Raw genomic sequence first — 19,456 nt, 5'->3', positions numbered from 1 at the left:
GCGGAACCAGCTCCGGGGCTCTGGCCAGCACGGACGCCTAGGTCAAGATGGCGGCGACCTCGACGCGCCGCCGTACGACGTCACTCGTCGTCGGCAGCGTCCTTGTCGCGCAGCGGGCGCATACCGCCGGGCAGCTCGGGCAGCTTGAACGAGTACCGGCCCAGCATGTTGATGTGCTGTCGCACGAACGGCGAGAGGCGGGCGACATCCTCGTCGCGGACGTCGAACCCGTCCGCCCGCAGCTGGTCCACCGCGGCGTCCATGTACCTCGTGTTGAAGAGGACGACGGCGTTGAGGACCAGGCCGAGCGCGCCGAGCTGGTCCTCCATGCCGTCCTGGTAGCGCTGGTAGAGCTGCCCCGAGCGGCCGTGGAAGATCTTCCGGGCGAGTGCGTGGCGGCCCTCCTGGAGGTTGGCCTGCGCCTTGATCTGGCGGCGGTAGCCGGGCTCGTCGGCCAGCCGCAGGATGTGCAGGGACTTGGCGATCCGCCCGTAGTGCGCGATCGCGTCCCCCAGCGGGGTCGGCCGCCCGTCCCGCGACAGCATCCGGATCACGTCGTACGCGCGCACCGCGCCGGTGTGGATGGAGCCGATGATCCGCAGGATGTCCTCCCACCAGCGCTCGATCCGGGCGAGGTCGACCCGGCCGCGGGCCGCTTCCTGGAAGGCGCCGTAGTCGGCGGTGCGGTCGATGCGCCACATCTTCTGGTCCGGCAGGTCAGCGAGCTGCGGCGCGTACGCGAACCCGGCCAGGGTGAGGAGTCCAAAGACGATGTCGCTGTACGAGGCGGTGTCGGTGACGATCGTCTCCGGGCGCTTGCCGCCGTCGCGGTCGTAGAGGACGTCCAGCACGTACAGGGAGTCGCGCGGGGTGCCGGCCACCACCTTCCCGCCGAGCCCCGCCGCCTGGTCGTTGATCATGTTGAGCCAGGTGGCGCCGCCCCGGCGCCCGAAGTACTTGGGGTTCGGCCGGGCGTAGACCGAGGGGACGGGGACGACGAACCGCATGCCGTCCACGGAGGCGACCAGCCCGCCGCCCCACGCCTGCGCGAGGCCGATGGACGCCTGGTGCTCGATGAGGGTGGCGTTCGCGGCCCGGTAGGTGGCCAGCCGCAGATACGTCTGGTCGACGTGCGACAGCCTGCCGTACTTCAGCTCGTCGATCCCGCCGATGACCGGCGTGTAGCCGATGTTGCAGCCGTGCGCGACCAGCAGCGCGGCGACCGTCACGTGCAGGTCCTTGAGCCGGGCCTCGCCGCCGGTGATCGAGGTGAACGCCTGGTCGGCGCCGGTCCACGAGAACACCTCCAGCAGGACCTCCGGCAGGTCGACGCGGGGCATCATTGCCTCCACTGCCTTCCGCAGGTCCAGGAGCGAGGCGGGTTCGGGCTCCGGTTCCAGGGCGGCGAAGTGCAGGCGGCCGTCGTCGTCGAACACGATCTGGGAGTTCGCCGGCACCCGCCCGGCGACCTCCCGGTATGTGCCGTCCAGCAGCGCGGCCCGCGCCGCCAGGTGCTCACCCGCCTCGCCGGGCAGGTTCAGGGAGGCCAGCACGGTCGGGCGGACCTGCTCCCATCCCGTACGGGACGGCGCCCCGTCAAACGCCGCGTACGCAGCGGCTTGTGCATCCGTCAGAAACTCGACCGGCACCCCGGACCTCCACAGTCAATGATCAACACGACTGTCGAAGGTTCCGCCCCCACAGAAGACCAGGTCAAAGCGCTCTCAGGCACGCGACGGGCTTAGCGCCAGTTTTCGTTCCGATGTTCCTCAACCCCCTACCCCACCTGAAACAGCGAAACGGACGCCACGTCACTTACCGCCCTCTGATGTCAGGTCGAGAGCTCGCTGACGATCAGTTCAGGGACTTCTCGATGGCCTCGAAGATGTCGGCATCGGTCTCCTGCTGCCAGGACGGCAGGTCGGGCCAGTCGGCCACGTAGCCGGGCTTCGGGTCCTCGAAGTGCGTCAACTACCCGGCCCTGAAGGGCCGGGTAGTTGACCGACGTGAACGCTCCGTCGGTCACCATCCTGGGGCGGCCCGAGGTTCGCTACCACAGCAGCTGCCTGACCTCCGCGCTCAAGATGGCATTCTCCCTGCGGATCATCCAGCCGTCCGTGCCAGGGTTCAGGGCTAACAAGTTCACCGACTACGCCGAGCCGTTCCGAATCATTCAGAAGGACCCGCGGCTCGACGACTTCTTCGAAACGGTCGACACCCAGCCGCACCTGCACCTGGTCCACCGCCAGCGGGCGAAGTTCGACCTCACCTGCGCGCTCACCACGCAGGGCATCGCACTGGAACACCTGACGCCGTCCGCCCTGCTGCACTACTCGCTGGAGAACACCCGCGGACACCACCTGGCTCGCCGCCCCCTGGCGCTGACGAGCGGCGCGCCCCGAGTCCGGTGCCGAGGACGGCCGAGTTCGCACCGAACCCGGAGGCGTCAACGCAACCCGCGCCGGCAATTCTGACAGGACCGTTGACGCCGCGTATTCACTCTTCTAGCGTCTGACCGATTTACCGAACAATGTTCGATATATCGATCAGAATGGTCTTTCGATGCGACCACTTCCCTGGTTTTGTACGCCCCCCATTGGAGACACCAGATGAGCGCAACTCCCCTCCCGTCGCGCCGGCTGTTCCTCGGTATGGCCGCGGCCGTGCCGCTGTCCATGACCGGCGCGCTGACCATCGGTAGCCAGTCCGCGGGCGCCGCGACGGGCTCCCCGTTCGTCATGGGCTACTTCACCTGGTCGCCGAACGGCCTTGGCGCGGACTACGGCCTGCACCTTGCGGTCAGCACCGACGCGCTGCAGTGGATGCCGCTGAATCAGAACAACCCCGTAGTGACCCCGACCGGGGGCACGGGTGGTCTGCGTGATCCCTTCTTCCTGCCCAAGCAGGACGGCAGCTTCGTCGTCATGGCGACCGACCTGAAGGGCACCGACTGGACGAAGCAGAGCCAGTACATCCACGTCTGGGACTCCGCCGACCTGCGCTCCTTCGACAACTACCGCCTGCTGAAGCTGCACTCGATGGCCACCCACAGCTGGGCGCCCGAAGCCTTCTGGGACGCCTCCCGTGGCCAGTACGCCATCATCTACTCGTCCGTCAACAGCAGCGGACACAACGTGATCATGGTGAACTACACCACGGACTTCAAGACGGTGACGTCGCCGCAGGTCTTCTTCGACCCGGGTCACGACATCATCGACGGCGACCTGGCCGTGGGCGTGAACGGCGTCAACTACCTGTACGTCAAGGACCACAACAAGCTCGTGGGTGCGAAGTCCACCTCTCTCGATCCCGGCAGCTTCACCATCTTCACCTCGGGCGTGGCGCCGCAGGGAGGCATCGAGGCCCCGATCCTCGCCCAGGCTTCCGGCACCTGGTACCTGTGGGGCGACGCCGACGGGTTGTTCTACGCCTGGCAGACCAGCGACCTTTCCACCGGCACCTGGACCGCCTCCGACCGGCGCGTCTACACCCAGCCGCTGAACTCCAAACACGCCACCATCCAGCAGATTCCCCAGACGGTGTACGACAACCTGGTCGCCAAGTGGGGCACGCCCGCCTGGAACCGGCTGAAGTCCTACAACTTCCCGGACAGGTACTGGCGGCACGCCGACTACATCGGCCGCATCGACCCGTACCCGTTCGACCCGTACACCGACTCGGAATGGAAGCTGGTGCCGGGGCTGGCCGACTCCTCCGGCGTCTCCTTCCAGTCCGTCAACAACCCGACCCGCTACCTGCGGCACTCCTACTACCAGCTGCGACTGGACGTCAACGACGGCACCACGAAGTTCGCCCAGGACGCCACCTTCCACAAGACCGCCGGGCTCGCCGACTCGTCCTGGTCGTCGTTCCGCTCGTACAACTACCCGGACCGCTACATCCGGCACTACGACTACGTGCTGCGCATCGACCCCATCTCCACCGCCACTGCCAGGGCCGACGCCACCTTCTCCGTCTGGTACTGAGGCACACCACGGGGCCCCGCGCAGAGGAAAGCCGCCGGCCGGCTTCGGCCGGGCTGTCACACATCCGGGCCCTGTCTCACATCCGGCGGTGACGGAGCGTGCCGCCGACACACGCGGCGTGCCGCACCACCGGCAGCCTGCGGCGAGAACGGCACGGCGCAGGCTCCGCCCAGGCGACAGGGGACGAATCCGGTCGGCGGGCACACTCATGAGCCTGCCGGATCCGCCCTGTACATGTGAGGCGTGGGCGGTTCTGCCCAGGTAACGGGTGGCGCCAACGAATCGGAACCGAACTGGCCAGTTCCGTTGCGTCCTTGAACTGCGGCTCGTTGACGCTCTCGAAGAGCAGCTTCTGCGAGGTGTTACGGAAGGTGGCGGTGATCTGCTTCCAGGTGGAGTCGAAGCGGGCGCGGACACCGTCGTGGTCCTGCGGCATCGCCGAGATCCACTGCCAGGAGTCGTGGTGAAGGGGCATCTCGACGTACAGGCCCTCGGCGATCGTCCAGTCCGTCACCTCCTTGACGCGCTCCGGGAAGGCGGCGTGGATGGTGTACGGCGCCGTGTCGGACTGGTGGTTGCTCCAGGTCACCGGATCCGGACGCTCTTGAAGCCCTGCGCCTTGATGCTCCGGAGGAGCTCGCGGGTGGTGAGAGGCATCCCCCAGGACTCCTCGTCGGGGATGGCGTCCAGGGTGTTGCCCAGGTTCCAGCCGGGCTGCATGGCGGCCATCGCCTTCATAGCGTGGTTGGCGGCCGGTGGAGCGCTTTCGCTGTCCTGCGCGGTGGCCGCGAGGGCGCTGCCGCCGCTCAGGGCGATCGCGACGAAGAACGTCAGCAGCAGCCGTGCCACCTGGCCGAAGGGGCCTCGCCGGGAGTTTCCGGCCGTGGGTATTGCCTGTCTCATGTCCGTTCCTTCTGTGGGGAGTCGGGTCAGGTGTGGAGCAGGTGGTGGGATGCCGTCAGTGCTGGATCGGCTCATGGGGCAACCGGCCGGGATCGATGTGCACGGCGGCGTACCTGCCTTGGGCTCGGCCGGGCGGAGGGCGAGGTCACCCGCGGCGCTCCTCGAAGGAGCGCACGGCAGACGGGGCCGCCACTCATGGAGAAGGGGTTCTTCGCTGTCGAAGCACTTGAATACAGCGACCAACGCCCGGCATGAGTAGTACTCATTTTGGAGTTGCGGTTTCGCTGGACAGGTTGGGTATGCGCGGCAAGTTTGAGTCGATGGCGCCCTTGCCTGGCATTTTTCTTCGCTGCGGGTGGTGCGCATGGCGTCGATCATTGATGCGTCCGCACGTCATCGATGTTGCGCCTGCGAAAAATAAGTAAGCCTATCGTCTTGACGTAGACGTCCTCTACCTCGATAAATGCTACTCATAAGCAGCGGGGTATGGAGGAGGGGCACCACAGATGAGACCTCTACGCATCGGTGCGGGGACGGTCAAGGCGCTTGCGGCGGCGGCTGTCGTCTTCGCGGCCGTGCTACCCGCTCAACCTGCCTACGCGGCCACGACGAACTTCTACGTCGACCCTGTCAACGGCAGTGACAGCAGCTCGGGAACCAGCACCGCCGCGGCGTTCAGGACCGTCCAGGCCGCCCAGGCCGCGGTCCGGGCCGTCAATACGAACATGTCCGACGACATCGTCGTGAACCTGCGCGGAGGCACCTACCCCCTCACCGCTCCGGTCACCTTCGGCACCAGCGACTCGGGCACCAACGGCCACACGGTCGTCTACCAGGCGTACAACGGTGAGACGCCCGTGATCACCGGCGGCAAGGCGGTCACCGGCTGGACCGCGGCTGCCAACGGCGAGTACAAGGCGCCCGTGGGCAGCCTCAACTTCCGGCAGCTGTACGTCAACGGGGTCCGCGCCACCCGGGCCCGCTTCCCCGACGTCGGCTCGGACTTCCAGCTGCAGGGCAGTGACAAGACCAACAAGCTGCTGAAGGTGCTCAGTTCGCAGGTCTCCAACTGGGACCAGCTCAGCAAGGTCGAGATGATGCTGGAAACGCAGTGGGGCGAGAGCTACCTGCGGCTGAAGTCGATCAGCTCCAGCAACGGCACCGCCAACATCTCGATCCAGGACCACGAGGCGGGCATCCTGTTCCAGCGCCCCTTCCCGGTGCTCTCCGACGGCGTTCCCCTGCACTTCGAGAACGCCCACGAGTTCCTCAACGAGCCGGGTGAGTTCTACGTCGACACGGCCGCGCAGACCGTCTACTACAAGCCCCGTCCCGGCGAGGACATGTCCACGGCCTCCGTGCAGGCGCCGACGCTCAAGACGCTTTTCGACATCAAGGGCACGAACCTCGGCAGTCCCGTCCACGACCTGCGCTTCTCCGGGATCACCTTCACCCAGACCACCTGGATGGAAGCGACCGACAACGGCTACCTCAACGCCCAGGGCGGCAACTACAACCTCTCGGCCGACAACTCCAACAACCAGTACGTCGACCGTCCGCCGGCCGGGGTCCAGGCCTCGTACGCCGACCGCCTCTCCTTCACCGGCAACACGTTCACCCAGATGGGCGCCACCGCCCTCGACCTGCACCACGGTGTGCACGACAGCACCGTGACCGGCAACCTGATCCACGACATCGCCGGCAACGGGATCATGGTCGGCAAGTTCTCCGACCCGACCGTGGAGTACCACACCGTCTACAACCCGCCCACCTCACCGGCCGGTGAGGACGCCCGGGAGGTGGTCAAGAACGTCACCGTCAAGGACAACCTGATCACCCGGACCGGTGAGGACTACCTGGGCACCGCCGGCATCGACGCGGGCTTCGTCAACAGCACCACCATCGACCACAACGACATCTCCGACGTTCCGTGGGCCGCCATCTCGCTGGGCTGGGGCTGGCAGTCGGCGGCCAACGCCGAAGGCAACAACAGCATCAGCTACAACCGGCTCGGCAACGTGATGAACCGGCTCTGCGACTCCGCCGGCATCTACCACCTCTCGAACGACCCGGGCACGGTCATCAACGGCAACTACATCCACGACGCGATACGAGCGCCGTCCGCCTGCGGCAACGCCGTGCACGGCGTCTACCTGGACGAGGGGTCGAACAACATGACCCTTTCGAACAACGTGCTGTCGCACACCGACGGATTCATCAACCAGAACCGCAACGGCTCCAACGTCACGCTCACCAACAACACGACATCCGGCGACACGGTGATCAAGGCCTCCGGTCTCGAGTCCGCCTACCAGGGACTGGCGGCGAAGCTCAACCTCGCCTACAACAAGCCCGCGTCCTCCTCGTCGGTCTACGGCACCGGCACGGAGGCCTCGAAGGCCGTCGACAACAACGGCGCGACCGGCTGGTCGCCGACCGGGACCGACACCTCGCCCTGGTGGCAGGTCGACCTGGGGCAGGCCTACCAGCTCGGACAGTTCTCACTGACGACCCGCCAGAACCTGGACCAGTCCGAGACCCGCGGCAACTTCGAGATCCGGGCCTCCAACGACCCGTCCTTCGGCAGCTACACCGTCCTGGGACGTCAGACGGACACCCTGCCGCTCGCCGCGACGCTCACGAGCAACGTCGACATCCGCCAGCAGTTCCGCTACGTGCGGGTCGCCAAGACCGACGGCGCGTACTTCTACATCACGGACTTCAGTGTGCAGCGGGCCGGCGGGGCACTGGAGGACGCGACCGGTACGCCGACCATCAACCCGTCGACGTTCTACACGATCAAGAACGTCAACAGCAGTCAGATGATGGACGTCTACGGATGGTCCACCGCCGACGGCGGCAGCGTCGTCCAGTGGCCGAGCACCGGTGGCGCCAACCAGCAGTGGACCATCGTTCCGGTCACCGGGCAGCTCTACAAGATCGTGAACAGGAACAGCGGCAAGGCCCTCGAGATGAACTTCTCCAGCCACTGGAAGGGGACCGCGGCGCAGCAGTGGACCTACGGCGGTGGCAACAACCAGCTGTGGTACTTCGAGCCGACCAGCGGCGGATACCTCATCCGCAACTTCGAGAGCAGGCAGGTCCTGGAGGTAAGCAGCGGATCGACGGCGAACGGAGCCGCCATCGCACAGTGGATGGCCCTGAACCAGTCCAACCAGGCCTGGACCATCCAGTGACAGGGTCAACCCACGTAAGACAGTAATGCAGTAGGGCAGCAGGCGGGTGAGGCCGGAAAGCGATCGCTTTCCGGCCTCACCCGCCCACTGGCCATCAGCTTGAGAAGCCGGTTTGTGCCGAACCTGCTCGGCACAGGAGGGCCGGGGCAGACGGGACGCCGGATGGCTCTTTCACGGCGGATGCCTGGGCCGCGTTCCAGGGGGATGCGAAGAACGCCGGGTCGGTGGCTATGTCAGCCACCGACCCGGCGTTCCTCACGCGACTGTCGGTCAGTTGGAGAAGTAGATGTACTTCCAGTCGGTGTACGTCGTCGAGTTGACGGTGTCGCCCGACGAGCCGTTGATGTACGCCGCCCGGACACGGGCCTTGATGCCGGACTCGCCCGGGGCGCCCAGGTCGACGGCCGACTTGCCGTTCGTGCCGAGCGTGAAGTACTGGGGGCTGCCGTCGGTCTCGTACCACTTGCCCGCGTAGTAGACCTCGAGGTCGAGGCGCTGCTTGCGGCCCTGGTAGTACGTCATGGTCGTCGTGACCACCGGGGCGGTGTTCTTGTGGAACCAGTAGTAGGTGTGCGAGCCGATCGCGGCCTTCTTGTAGTTCTTGGTGACGGCCGTGGAGACCTTGACCTTGGCGTAGCCGGTCGACTTGACGGTCTTCGGCTTGTAGCGGGAGTCGCCCTTGAAGACCGCGGTGACGTCGGTGTCGCGGGTCATGTCCACCCACGCGGAGATGTTGCCGCTGGAGTCGACCTTGCCGGTCTTGATCAGCTTGTTGGGCTTGTCGCCACCGAAGGGGTTGGCCCAGATCTCGACGACGCGGTTCTTGTACGTCGTACCGAGGTGCGCCGTGAACTTCACGTCGGCGCCGTACGAGTACACCTTGCCGTTGTTGTTCACGGACAGGCTCGTCGAGGCGCGGGAGACCTCGACCTTGTCGGACGCGGTGACCGCCGAGTGGTCGGCGTCGCCGACGTAGGTCACCTTGTAGGTGACCGTGCCGCCGGCCGGCGGGGTGTCGGAGAAGGAGTACGTGCCGTCCGACTTCACCGTGACGACGGGCAGCGCCTTGCCGTTCGGGGAATCCAGGTCGGTACGGGTGACCTGGAGCTGCGCGCCGACCGGCAGCGGGACCGTCGCCGACAGCTTGCCGGTGACGGTGAGCTGCTTGGCGCGGGTCGCGGTCGACGGGGCGTTGACCGTGAGGGTCGGGTTGTTCAGCGCCGTGTCGCTGAGCACCTTGAGGCTGTAGCCGCTCTCCGAGCCGACGAGCGCGAAGACCCGGGAGTTGTCCGGCGCCCAGGTGAGGCCGGCCGCGTTGGACGTGCCCAGGTCATAGGTGTGCAGCGGCAGGGTGGCGTTGGGCTGGTACGTGAGGATCTTGTTGCCGCTGATCTGGGCGACCAGGCCGTTCGAGGCGATGTCGGCGCGCTGGCCGCTCGGGTAGGAGCCGGCCGCCTTGAACGCGCCGTCCGCGTAGGCGTCCCGGTCCCTGCCGTTGACCAGCACCTGTGCGCCGCCGGGCACCAGGTCGATGTCCCCGATGCCGTTGTTCAGGGAGTAGTCGCCGTTGTGCCAGGCGACCTGCGTGGGCTTGCCGCTCGACACGTCGAGCACGGCCATCGAGTCCGTCGACAGACCGGTCTCACCGACGGCCAGGATGCCCGGCTGGGTCGGGTCGGTGTCCAGCAGGGCCTGGCCCCAGAGCTTGGACGAGTACTGCTTCAGCGCCACCGGGTCGGTGCCGCTCGCCGGGTCCACCGTGGGGTCGACCGAGCCCAGGTCGCCGTCCCACTGGTCGCCGTAGGAGAACCACACCTTGCCGCCGCTGAAGGCGACATGGCGCGGGCCGGTGGTGGTGGAGACGGTGTAGCGGGCCTTGACGTCGAGGGTGGCCGCGTCGATGGCCCAGATCTCGTGGATCTCCGGCGCGGCCGCGTACACGGTCGCCCCGTCGTCCGAGACGGTGAGGTCACTGACCCCGGTGATTCCCCCCACCGAGCCGAGGACGGCACCGGAGTAGTCGGTGGCCGCGACGGTTCCGGCGGAGCTGTCTCCGACGAACACCCGCTTCAGGGCGCCGTCCGCCACGATGCCGCCGGGCGAGGTGACACGGGCCGTGGCCGCCGAGGCGGTGCCGGCCGCGACGACGCTCAGCGCCGCCGAGCTGAAGAGGACCGCGAGCGCTGTCGCGGTCGAAATGCTGCGCATACGCACAGTGTTGAACCCCCACGAAGAAACCCGGTGTGTGACCGGGGAGATGAGTGCGCCGCGCAGCACCCGGACATGACCGCTGGACTGCGGTGACGCGCGGGGCGCGGCTGCTGGGAGCAGCGTATGACATGGCTGTGACAGTTGAGGAGGGGGTTTTCGGTGTGAGGAAATTCAGAGGAGACGTTTTCCCTGCGGTTCCCTACCGGTTCTCTGCCGCTTCTCCGCCTCTGTCAGCCCGCACCGTCCGCCAGGCCCCGCCGTCCGTCGGCCCCGCCGTCCGTCAGGCCTCGTCCGCCTCGTCGCGCTGGAGCACCGTCACGCGGTGGAAGTTGCACACGGTCATCAACGGTTCCGTTGCCGCCGGCGGGCTCTGTGTGCCCGTATGGGCCTTGAGGGCGACGCTGACCAGGCTGAGCAGCAGGTCGACATCGGCGTCGCAGTCGAGGTGGATCGTCACCCAACGCGAGCCCGGCACCAGGCGGATGGCGGTCGACTCGGCGAAGTCGTAGTGCAACCGCTGGATCGCGCGGGCGGTGAGATGGAGATCCACATCCCGGTCGGAGTGGAAGTGCACGATCTCGTCCCGTGCGGAACGCAGCGCCCGGCCCGTGCCGCAGCCGGCCTCGCACGGGCTGAGGTCGGGCCAGGCGGCCAGCTGGTTCATGGCTTTCTGGGCCGGTGTCATGAGCCCATGGTGCGGTGCTCACCGCGCGGACACCAGACATTGTGGGATCCGTAACCCGTAGGAGACGTTGCTCACTTTGCCCCCTTCTCCCACGTGGGCACGGGCGGCAGGACCAGTGCCAGGACCAGTGCGGCGTACAGGCCTCCTGCGCCCTGCCGTCTCCGGCACGTGGCCCCGGCACCCGGCCCCGTGAGGCAGCGGTCGTCCGCCCCCGGACGACCCCCCTGAGCTGCGGAAATGCCGAAGACTCCCCAAACTCTCCCTTTCGGCGATAATTGGGGCATGAGTACGGCGACGCTTGTAACAGCGGCCACGTCGAGTGAACTACTCAACGTGATCGCCGCCTTTGTCGGTGGCCTGATCATCGCTGGTGCATTGATCTGGGCCGTGCAGTTCGGCATGAGGGTCCGGGACCGCGAACTGCCGCGACCCAACCCGGACGAGCAACCCCACCTTCCGGACAGCGGTGCGGTCCGGGAGATGCGCGAGATGCGGGAACCGGACGAGGTTCCGCACGCGGAGGGCGGGCAGCGGCTCATGCCGTACGAGTTCCACAAATCGGGAAGCAGGACAGGAAAGGACCAGCACCGCCGGCGTTGGCTGCCCGGTTCCAGCGGCTCCTTCGGCAGCGGCGGCGTGGGGCGTTTCTGACACGCCAGCCCTCGTGCGTTTCCGACGCACCAGGCCTCGCGCCGGCCGGAAGGGCTCTACGCCATCCAGAAGAAGACCGCCGTCATGCGCTTCTCCTCCAGCGTCCGGCCGGAGTAGCCCGTCGCGCTGTGCACGAGGTTGGCGTTGTAGAGAAGCAGGCGGTTGTACTTGTGCGGGACGCGTACGTCCTCCTCGAAGGCGTCCGGCGCGACGAACCGTGTGCCCAGGGCCTCGACGAGGTTGTTGTGCGGGGCCTGGACGACGTTGCCGCCGAGCCGGCCGCCGGGGAGCGACTGACGGTAGAAGGCGGTCCCGCAGTCCTTGGGGACGTCAGGGTTGAGGTACAGCACCGCCGCGTAGCGGCACAGCGCCCGCGAGTCGGTGTGCGGACGCGGCTCGCTCTCGCCCTCGCCGACGACCTGGACGCAGTTGTGGTTGAGGGTCCCGCCGCCGGGGGCCTGCTGCACCCACAGTTCCTTCGCGCCGGTCGACTTCTTCACCAGCCGTTCGACACGGGCGAGTTCGGCGGGTTCGAGGCCCGGCATGGTGCGCAGGCCCGGCCAGGTCTCCGAGGTGTACGGATAGCCCTTGACCCAGTCGTCCTTGGCGAGACAGCGCTCCCTTACGGCGTCCACGTCCGGCAGGACGTCGTCCAGGACCCAGTAGTCGCGGCCCTTGGTGGGCTTGCGGTAGGGAAGGACGGGCAGGGCCGTGGGGAGTCTGCGGGGCTGTGGGGGCATGGCCCGAATCTAGGTCGGGGGTTCGTCTCGACTCTCCCGCGACTTGGTCAACTCCCCGTGGAGTTGGTCAACATTCCGTCAACCGGCCGGGGCCCGAGGGGCGTTACCTGCCTCACATCCCGAGGTTTTTACCAAATCAAAAGGTTCCGCGGCGAACCCGATCCGTACTCCCCTCCGTCCGACCCCGCGGATCTTCGGCGGGACCCTCGACCGGGCAGGAGGCACGGTGCGCTTTTCGCGGAATGCGATGGGAACCCTCTTCGTGGGCGGTGCGCTCAGCGTGACGCTGGCCGCGCTCGCGTATCCCGCGATGCTCGGAGTCAACACCACATCGAGCTCGGGGACGCTCATCATCGCGCAGACCCAGTGGGGGCCCCTGACGGAAGCGGACCGGGACTTCGTGGTCAAAGTGCGCGCGGCCGGGCTGTGGGAGTACCCGGTCGGGCAGATGGGCCTGAAGAAGGGGCAGAGCAAGGGGGTGCTCATCGCGAGCAAGCACCTGATCGACGGGCACGCGGCGCTGGACGCCAGCTGCCGCAAGATCAGCACCATGCTCAACATCACGATCCCGAACGTGGCCAGTCCCCAGCAGGTCGGCTTCGTCAACACGCTCGCCGCGGACCAGGGCAAGCAGTTCGACACGGACTTCGCCAACATCCTGCGCGTGACGCACGGTTCGATCTTCAACACGATCGCGAAGATCCGCTCGACGACCAAGAACACCGTGGTGCGGGCCCTGGCCGACCAGGCGAACGCGACGGTCCTCGACCACATCACGGTCATGGAGCAGACCGGCCTGGTCAACTTCGACCAGGTCCTCTTCCAGGAGACGACCCCGCCGAAGCTGCCCTCCACGGACCTGACCCCGCCGCCGCCCGCCGCGGGCCAGCCCGAGATCGTGCTCACGCCGCCGGTCGACAGCACCACCCAGCCGCCCGTCCTGCCGGGCGAGTCGTCCAACCAGGCGGCCGCCCCGAGCCCGACGGTGAGATGAGAACCGCGAGAGAAGTGAGATGAGGTGTGGGCGGCCGAACAGATCTGGAGCCGCCCGTTCCCTCTGTGGCGAAATCGTGATCGAAGATTAAACCATCCTCGCGTCACCGCAGGTTGACACCGTTCGATCATGGCATCCACCATGTGAGCACGCTGAGGCGCATGTGACCAGTGAGCCCGGTGTTCCTCAGACCATTCACCCCGGTACAGCCGGCTGCCGCATGCTGTCCTGCGCCGCCGTCGCCGGGTCTGTACACGCAAAAGTGGGGATCCTGCATGTCCATAGTGAGACGTGTCACCGCCCGACGTTTCCTCGGTACGGGCGCCGCGTCGCTCGCCCTCTGCGCCGCCACCGTCGCCGCCGCCTCGGGCGCCTGGGCCACCGACGCTCCCGGTGGTGACGGCTGGAAGTCCGGCGGCGGCTACCAGCCGGGCACGGGCGCCGGCACCAAGACGGAGACGGACCGCTGCCAGTTCTCGCTGGACGGCTCCAACTTCTTCGACTCGGTCAAGGTCGACGACCAGACCCTGAAGCCGACCGACGGCGGCAAGATCCACGTCAAGGTCCGTACGGCGGGTGACGCGACGACCTGCACCGCATCCCTGGCCTCGTACCTGGCCCACGGCTCCTCCTTCGCCACCTCCGGCGAGCAGGTGTTCGTCGACTTCGACTCGGTGACGGTCAAGGAGGGGCAGACCGACTCGCTCGACATCGCGGTGCCGGACGCCGGCTGCTTCGCGCAGATCGACCTCTACCGCGGCGCCGTCAAGTTCGACGGCAAGCTCGACGCCAAGGACGGCTTCGAGCACGGGGACCTGCCCAAGGGCCCCGACCACCCGGTCATCAAGGACAAGCTGATCGCGTCGTGGAACGGCGGCACGAAGGACTGCACGACGTCCGAGGAGTCCCAGCCGCCGGCCACCCCGCCGGCGTCGACCCCGGCGACCGAGCAGCCGTCGACCCCGGCGCAGGAGACGACCCCGCCGGCGTCCGAGACCCCCTCGACCGAGGCCCCGACCCCGTCCGCCTCGGCGTCGACCTCGGCGCCCGCGCCCACCCCGAACGGTGGCGGCGGTGACCTCGCGGAGACCGGCGGCGGCAGCGACTCCGGCATCATCGCCGGCGGCGCCGCGGCCCTCCTGGCCGCCGGTGCGGCGATCGTCGTGGTGACGAAGCGGCGGCGTACCGCCCGCTCCTGAACCATCCCCGATACGAACGCCCCGGAGACCCCCGCTCCGGGGCGTTCGTCATGCCCTGACCGCGAACGCGCCAAAGGCGTGGGGCCCCCATGACCACGCTGCTTCAGGCACCCGGCTCAGGCGCCCGGTTCAGGTGCCCGGAATCTCGACCGTCTCCAGGTACAGCTTCACAAACCGCTCCACGTCCACCTCCAACGCCACGTCCACGAGCGGCTGTTCGCGCACCCCCTCGTGGATCTCGGACTCTCCGGGGCGCGGGCGGCGGTCGACGACCGTCTGGCCGCGGGCCGGGCCCGGGGCGAGGGAGACCTCGACGGGCAGCAGGCTGGTGGTGATGCCGGCCGGGTCGACGACCGAGCACACCGCGCCCGCGTCGCCGAGGCCGCCCGCCTCCTCGGCCTCGGGGGCCTCCCCCGGGTGGGCCGGCCGGTGGGCGAGGAGTTCGCCGGCCAGCCGGGCTCCGGGCTCGGAACTGGCGCGCAGCCGGTGCACGTCGGCGCTGGGGACGACGACCTGCGTGAACACGTCCAGGCCGTACATCGTGATCGGCACCCCGGCGGTGAGCAGGACCGCGGCCGCCTCCGGGTCGTGCCAGACGTTGAACTCGGCGACCGGCGTGGCGTTCCCGGTGGCCACCGCGCCGCCCATGAACACGATCCGCTCGATGTTGCCGGTCACCTCCGGGTGGGTGCGCAGGAGCAGCGCGATGTTGGTCAGGGGCGCCGTGGGGATCAGCGTGACCGGGCGCGGGGAGGCGAGGATCTCGCGGCGCAGCAGGGTGACCGCGTCCACGTCGGCGGGGGTGCGGGTGGGCGCGGGCAGGCCGAGGTCGCCCATGCCGTCGACGCCGTGCACGTGCGTGGCGGAGCGCGCCGGTTCGAGCAGCGGGCGCTCGGCGCCCCGGCCGACCGGGATGTCAGGGGCGCCGGCCTGCTCCAGCACGGTCAGGGTGTTGCGGACCACGCCGTCGACGTCCGTGTTCCCGGCGACGCAGGTGACGGCCCGCAGGTCGAGCGCCGGGTGCCGTACGGCGAACAGCAGGGCCAGGGCGTCGTCGACACCGGTGTCGCAGTCGATGATCACCGGAATGGGCTGACCGGTCACGGCCGCGCTCCTCTCTCCGAGTGCCCCGGCGGGCAACGTCTGCCCGTCATGGAGCGGCGTCCGGTGCGCGCTCCGGGGGTCCCCCCGGAGCGCGCAGGCCGGGGGAAGCACGGGCCCTCGTACTGGACGTACTCGGGTCTGCGCCCGGTGCGGCGAGTGGGGACCTCCCACGCCCTCAGGGCAGTGGGGGGCGTGCAGGACGCCGCGACGAGGCGAACGTTGCCTGCCGGGGCACTGGCTACCAGCTACGAGGACGACCCTACTCAGCCGCCCACAGTTCGGCGCCACGGGCTGCGGTGCATACGCCGATCCGCTCCAGCAGCCGCTCCACCGGTACGGCCCCCGGACGCCGCCCGTCCCGCAGCCGTACGGCCGCCAGGTCGCCCTCGGCCTCCCGCTCGCCGATCACCGCCTGGTACGGCACCAGGCGTGCCGCCCGGATGCGGGCGCCGAGGGTGCCCTGCTCGGGCCCGGCGAGCTCGGCCCGCAGCCCGCGTGCCACGGCCCGGCGCACCAGCTCCCGGCCCTGTGCCTGCTGCGCGTCCGACACCGGCAGCACGACGAGTTGTACGGGCGCGAGCCACGCGGGAAAGGCCCCGCCGTGCTCCTCGACCAGCTGCGCCACCGCCCGCTCCACGCTGCCGATGATGCTGCGGTGGACCATGACGGGGCGGTGTTTCGCCCCGTCGGGGCCGATGTAGTGCAGGTCGAAGCGTTCGGGCTGGTGGAAGTCGATCTGGACGGTGGAGAGGGTGGACTCGCGGCCGGCGGAGTCGGTGATCTGGACGTCGATCTTGGGCCCGTAGAAGGCGGCCTCGCCCGCCACGGCGTCGTACGGAACGCCGCTGCCCTCCAGCACCTCCTCCAGCAGCCCGGTGGCCCGCTCCCACAACTGCGGGTCGGCGACGTACTTGCCGCCCTCCCCCGGCAGGGACAGCCGGTAGCGGGCGGCGCGGATGCCGAGGTCGGCGTAGGCGCGGCCGATGAGTGCGAGGGCGTCGCGTGCCTCGTCCACCGCCTGTTCCAGGGTGCAGAAGATGTGGGCGTCGTTGAGCTGGATGGACCGTACGCGGGTCAGGCCGCCGAGGACCCCGGACAGCTCGGACCGGTACATGCCGCCCAACTCGGCGATACGGAGGGGCAGTTCACGGTAGCTGTGGGGCCGGGAGCGGTAGATGAGGGCGTGATGGGGGCAGAGACTGGGCCTCAGCACGACCTGTTCGCTGCCCAGTTCCATCGGCGGGAACATGTCGTCGCTGTAGTGGGACCAGTGGCCCGAGATCTCGTAGAGCTCGCGCTTGCCGAGGACGGGCGAGTACACGTGCCGGTAGCCGGCCGCGCGTTCCTGGTCCCGGATGTACTCCTCCAGCGCGTGCCGCACGATCGCCCCGTCGGGCAGCCAGTACGGCAGCCCCGCGCCCATCAGCGGATCGGTGTCGAACAGGTCCAGTTCACGGCCGAGCCTGCGGTGGTCGTACATGGTCGGTCTCCTCGCGAATTCAGGGGTCTCACGGGCGAGCGACCGACGACGAAGCCCCGGGGCACTCGCCCCGGGGCTTCGGACATCCAGTCCGGAGATCAGCGCGCCGGGACACTCTCCGGCGTCGTCGTGAACAACGAATGGGCGCGCTTCATGGGAGGACGGTAGCGCGGGGGCGGGGGGAGAGGGCGACTGGTTTTCGGGGGTGGGGCGGGGAGGTCGGTAACCCGGACGGACCGGCTCACTGGTGAGGTGGCTCCGGGGGTGATCCCTTGGAGAGGCAACCGACCGTGACCAGGGAGGACTCCGATGACCCGCACCCCGCACCGCGTCCTCCTCGCCTCCGTGCTGTCCCTGGGGACCCTGGTGGGCGCGAGCGCGTGCAGCCTCGGTGCGCAGATGAGGGCCCAGACGCCCGCCCCTTCGCGCAGCGCGAAGCCGGCGCCGACTCGGACCACCCCTCCTTCCTCCCGCCCCCTCACCGAGGCACAGGCGCACGCCGCGCTGGTGACCGAGGGCGATCTGGGAGCGCCCTGGGGGCCGACGCAGGGGGTCGCGACCTGGCGGGACGGCGTGCTCAAGGCGACCGCCCAGGCACCCGACTGCCGACGGCTTCTCGACGCGCTGTACACCGACGACCTGTTCGGGGCCGCGAGCGGGCCGCGGGCCGTGACGGGGCTCGACGACTCCATGGACCAGGCGCAGTTGCGCTACCAGGTGCTGGCCCTGTCTCCCGCGGACGTGGACCGGACGCTGGCGTGGATGAAGACCCTGCCGGCGACGTGCGGCCGGTTCACGGCGGTCACCGACTACGGCTCCGTGCAGGACGTCCAGGTCAGCGACGCCGAGCTGCCCGAGGTCGGGGACGCCCGGCAGGGGCTGCGGCTCACCTTCGCCGGGCGGACGACCGATGGCGAACCGACCATGCTCACCCTGGACGTCGTCGCGGTCCGCATCGGTGACGACACCATCGCCCTCACCCACGGCGGCCCGGGCATGGTGTCGGCCGACGCCACGAGAGCCTTCGTACAGGTAGGCGCACAGCGACTGGCCGACGTGCGGAAACAGGCGCGGTTGCGCGTATAGAGCCCGGGTGCTCCTCCACGCCTGAGGCGAGGGCGAGGGCGGGTCCGGCGTCTAACCGAGCTTGTCCACCGCCTCCTTGGCCTCCTTCAGGCCCGCACCCGTCGCCTCCCGGTACACCTTGATCGCCGCGATCTTCTTGCCGTCCCGCAGCAGGGCGTCCACCTCGTCCGCCCACGGCTCCCGCTCGCGCAGCCCCAAGTGGTCGAGGATCAGGTCGAGTTTGTGCTCGACCCGGGCAACTCGCTTGTCCTGCCGGGAGATCCGGCTCTCGATGCTGCCGATGCCGAAGAGTATGAGCAGGGCGATGAGGGAGAAACCGAGTGTGTCCATGCCACGATCCTAGGTTTCCTCAGCCGCCTTCCAGCATCATCCGGTGCGCCACCACGTCGCGCGCCACCTCCAGCACGGTGCGGCCCTGCGTGAAGGCGCGGGCCCGCAGCCGGGCCGTCGCCTCGTCGGCGTCGACCCCGAGCTGCGCCATGATCATGCCGATGGCCTGGTAGACCTTGTCGTGGTCGGTGGCCAGCCCGCCCAGCCAGGGCTCGTCCGCACCGCTGTCGTCCTCCTCCCGCGGCAGGATCATGAGGGCCAGCGTCATGACACCGGCCACCATCAGCGCACGGTGCAGCTCGTGTTCGGTCAGCCCGCCAGGGGCGGCACTGTAGAGGTCGAGAGTGCCCAAGGTCACGGTGTCATTGCCCAGCGGCAGCGAGTACACCGCCCGCACCCCCGCCGCCGTCACCTGCTGCGCGAACACCGGCCAGCGGCGCGCGTCCCGGCCGGCCGTCAGATCGCAGGCCAGCACGGGGGCACCGGCCTCGGAGGCGTACAGAAACGGCCCGTCGCCGAGGGTCGCCTGGAGTTCCGCGAGATAGGAGGCCTGGTCGCTGCTCGCGCCGAGTTGGACCGACATCCCGTCGCTGCGCAGCGACACACTCGCGCCGACGACCGGCAGCAGCGTCACCGCCACCCCGCACAACCGGGCCGGAATCTCCCCGGGTTGCGCGTCACGCACCCCCTCGGCGATCACCTCGGCGGTCCTGAGCCGGTCCGGGTCGCGCTCCGTCCTTCGCCCACGGGCGTCGTGACCGGACGTACGGTGCCCTTCACCGTCGGGGCGGAGGGCGCCGCCAAAGAAGCCGTAACGGTCGTCCTCGGGCCGCACGACCACCGCCTCCTTCGGTCGCAGCGGGGCAGCTTCGTGTCCGGGCTCCCGATGC

General features: G+C 68.7%; 16 protein-coding genes and 1 pseudogene. 7 read left to right on the top strand and 10 right to left on the bottom strand.

What is annotated here, in order from left to right; all coding sequences use genetic code 11:
• Window positions 1-80: 80 nt before the first annotated feature.
• A pseudogene (locus OG870_RS24170) lies at window positions 81-1,574 on the bottom strand (Tn3 family transposase); the annotation flags it as partial.
• A gap of 423 nt (window positions 1,575-1,997) precedes the next feature.
• On the opposite strand from OG870_RS24170, the gene OG870_RS24165 reads away from it, so the two are divergent.
• Window positions 1,998-2,474, top strand: a complete 477-nt coding sequence (locus OG870_RS24165; RefSeq protein ID WP_266582976.1) for a hypothetical protein — start codon at window positions 1,998-2,000, stop codon at window positions 2,472-2,474.
• Between the two features lie 135 nt (window positions 2,475-2,609).
• On the top strand, window positions 2,610-3,986 hold the full coding sequence (locus OG870_RS24160; RefSeq protein WP_327691408.1) for a glycoside hydrolase family 43 protein: 1,377 nt from the start codon (window positions 2,610-2,612) through the stop codon (window positions 3,984-3,986).
• A 76-nt stretch (window positions 3,987-4,062) separates the two neighbouring features.
• Here OG870_RS24160 and OG870_RS24155 read toward each other — a convergent pair whose 3' ends face one another.
• On the bottom strand, window positions 4,063-4,575 hold the full coding sequence (locus OG870_RS24155; RefSeq protein WP_327691407.1) for a cellulase family glycosylhydrolase: 513 nt from the start codon (window positions 4,573-4,575) through the stop codon (window positions 4,063-4,065).
• A complete protein-coding gene (locus OG870_RS24150) occupies window positions 4,572-4,889 on the bottom strand; it encodes a hypothetical protein (RefSeq protein WP_323179347.1) in 318 nt (105 codons plus the stop codon). Before OG870_RS24150 ends, OG870_RS24155 begins: the two co-directional genes overlap by 4 nt.
• A 506-nt stretch (window positions 4,890-5,395) precedes the next feature.
• Between OG870_RS24150 and OG870_RS24145 the strand changes: the two genes are divergently transcribed.
• Entirely contained in the window at window positions 5,396-8,086 is a 2,691-nt protein-coding gene (locus tag OG870_RS24145) for an RICIN domain-containing protein (RefSeq protein ID WP_327691406.1), read from the top strand.
• A gap of 270 nt (window positions 8,087-8,356) precedes the next feature.
• On the opposite strand, the gene OG870_RS24140 is transcribed toward OG870_RS24145, so the two are convergent.
• Together OG870_RS24140 and OG870_RS24135 are read right to left on the bottom strand one after the other, a co-directional pair.
• Window positions 8,357-10,294: a YncE family protein gene (locus OG870_RS24140; protein ID WP_266582982.1), complete on the bottom strand. Its 1,938-nt coding sequence runs from the start codon at window positions 10,292-10,294 to the stop codon at window positions 8,357-8,359.
• 283 nt (window positions 10,295-10,577) lie between these two features.
• Window positions 10,578-10,982, bottom strand: a complete 405-nt coding sequence (locus OG870_RS24135) for a luciferase domain-containing protein (protein ID WP_266518142.1) — start codon at window positions 10,980-10,982, stop codon at window positions 10,578-10,580.
• 282 nt (window positions 10,983-11,264) lie between these two features.
• Between OG870_RS24135 and OG870_RS24130 the strand changes: the two genes are divergently transcribed.
• A complete protein-coding gene (locus OG870_RS24130) occupies window positions 11,265-11,633 on the top strand; it encodes a DUF6479 family protein (protein ID WP_266518139.1) in 369 nt (122 codons plus the stop codon).
• A gap of 56 nt (window positions 11,634-11,689) precedes the next feature.
• Here OG870_RS24130 and OG870_RS24125 read toward each other — a convergent pair whose 3' ends face one another.
• Window positions 11,690-12,373 carry a DUF6445 family protein gene (locus OG870_RS24125; protein WP_266518137.1) on the bottom strand — a complete coding sequence of 228 codons (684 nt, stop codon included), beginning with the start codon at window positions 12,371-12,373 and terminating at the stop codon, window positions 11,690-11,692.
• Window positions 12,374-12,620: 247 nt separating this feature from the next.
• Between OG870_RS24125 and OG870_RS24120 the strand changes: the two genes are divergently transcribed.
• The gene (locus OG870_RS24120; protein WP_266518135.1) at window positions 12,621-13,367 is read left to right on the top strand and encodes a DUF4142 domain-containing protein; all 747 of its coding nucleotides are present in this window, start codon (window positions 12,621-12,623) and stop codon (window positions 13,365-13,367) included.
• Window positions 13,368-13,642: 275 nt separating this feature from the next.
• On the top strand, window positions 13,643-14,566 hold the full coding sequence (locus OG870_RS24115; RefSeq protein WP_266839287.1) for an LAETG motif-containing sortase-dependent surface protein: 924 nt from the start codon (window positions 13,643-13,645) through the stop codon (window positions 14,564-14,566).
• Between the two features lie 129 nt (window positions 14,567-14,695).
• Here the strand turns inward: OG870_RS24115 and OG870_RS24110 are convergent, their stop codons facing one another.
• Both OG870_RS24110 and thrS read right to left on the bottom strand, forming a co-directional pair.
• Window positions 14,696-15,670, bottom strand: coding sequence for a nucleoside hydrolase (locus tag OG870_RS24110; RefSeq protein ID WP_266582985.1), 975 nt, complete (start codon window positions 15,668-15,670; stop codon window positions 14,696-14,698).
• Between the two features lie 259 nt (window positions 15,671-15,929).
• Window positions 15,930-17,150: a threonine--tRNA ligase gene (gene thrS, locus OG870_RS24105; RefSeq protein WP_266582986.1), complete on the bottom strand. Its 1,221-nt coding sequence runs from the start codon at window positions 17,148-17,150 to the stop codon at window positions 15,930-15,932.
• A 309-nt stretch (window positions 17,151-17,459) separates the two neighbouring features.
• Between thrS and OG870_RS24100 the strand changes: the two genes are divergently transcribed.
• Window positions 17,460-18,236, top strand: a complete 777-nt coding sequence (locus tag OG870_RS24100) for a hypothetical protein (protein WP_266839293.1) — start codon at window positions 17,460-17,462, stop codon at window positions 18,234-18,236.
• 51 nt (window positions 18,237-18,287) lie between these two features.
• On the opposite strand, the gene OG870_RS24095 is transcribed toward OG870_RS24100, so the two are convergent.
• The gene (locus OG870_RS24095) at window positions 18,288-18,566 is read right to left on the bottom strand and encodes a ribosomal protein L7/L12 (RefSeq protein ID WP_266582989.1); all 279 of its coding nucleotides are present in this window, start codon (window positions 18,564-18,566) and stop codon (window positions 18,288-18,290) included.
• A gap of 19 nt (window positions 18,567-18,585) precedes the next feature.
• On the bottom strand, window positions 18,586-19,407 hold the full coding sequence (locus tag OG870_RS24090) for a GAF and ANTAR domain-containing protein (RefSeq protein ID WP_405624620.1): 822 nt from the start codon (window positions 19,405-19,407) through the stop codon (window positions 18,586-18,588).
• Window positions 19,408-19,456 lie beyond the last annotated feature (49 nt).

Source organism: Streptomyces sp. NBC_00461 (genome assembly GCF_036013935.1).
In the GTDB taxonomy this organism is placed as follows: Bacteria; Actinomycetota; Actinomycetes; order Streptomycetales; family Streptomycetaceae; genus Streptomyces.
This window is presented reverse-complemented; position numbering and strand designations above follow the sequence as displayed.

What these genes read in the sequence shown, in the direction of transcription:
- OG870_RS24160 (WP_327691408.1), top strand. Translation starts at nt 2,610, where the DNA reads ATGAGCGCAACTCCCCTCCCGTCGCGCCGGCTGTTCCTCGGTATGGCC.
- OG870_RS24150 (WP_323179347.1), bottom strand. Translation starts at nt 4,889, where the DNA reads ATGAGACAGGCAATACCCACGGCCGGAAACTCCCGGCGAGGCCCCTTC.
- OG870_RS24145 (WP_327691406.1), top strand. Translation starts at nt 5,396, where the DNA reads ATGAGACCTCTACGCATCGGTGCGGGGACGGTCAAGGCGCTTGCGGCG.
- OG870_RS24140 (WP_266582982.1), bottom strand. Translation starts at nt 10,294, where the DNA reads ATGCGCAGCATTTCGACCGCGACAGCGCTCGCGGTCCTCTTCAGCTCG.
- OG870_RS24135 (WP_266518142.1), bottom strand. Translation starts at nt 10,982, where the DNA reads ATGACACCGGCCCAGAAAGCCATGAACCAGCTGGCCGCCTGGCCCGAC.
- OG870_RS24130 (WP_266518139.1), top strand. Translation starts at nt 11,265, where the DNA reads ATGAGTACGGCGACGCTTGTAACAGCGGCCACGTCGAGTGAACTACTC.
- OG870_RS24125 (WP_266518137.1), bottom strand. Translation starts at nt 12,373, where the DNA reads ATGCCCCCACAGCCCCGCAGACTCCCCACGGCCCTGCCCGTCCTTCCC.
- OG870_RS24120 (WP_266518135.1), top strand. Translation starts at nt 12,621, where the DNA reads ATGGGAACCCTCTTCGTGGGCGGTGCGCTCAGCGTGACGCTGGCCGCG.
- OG870_RS24115 (WP_266839287.1), top strand. Translation starts at nt 13,643, where the DNA reads ATGTCCATAGTGAGACGTGTCACCGCCCGACGTTTCCTCGGTACGGGC.
- thrS (WP_266582986.1), bottom strand. Translation starts at nt 17,150, where the DNA reads ATGTACGACCACCGCAGGCTCGGCCGTGAACTGGACCTGTTCGACACC.
- OG870_RS24100 (WP_266839293.1), top strand. Translation starts at nt 17,460, where the DNA reads ATGACCCGCACCCCGCACCGCGTCCTCCTCGCCTCCGTGCTGTCCCTG.
- OG870_RS24095 (WP_266582989.1), bottom strand. Translation starts at nt 18,566, where the DNA reads ATGGACACACTCGGTTTCTCCCTCATCGCCCTGCTCATACTCTTCGGC.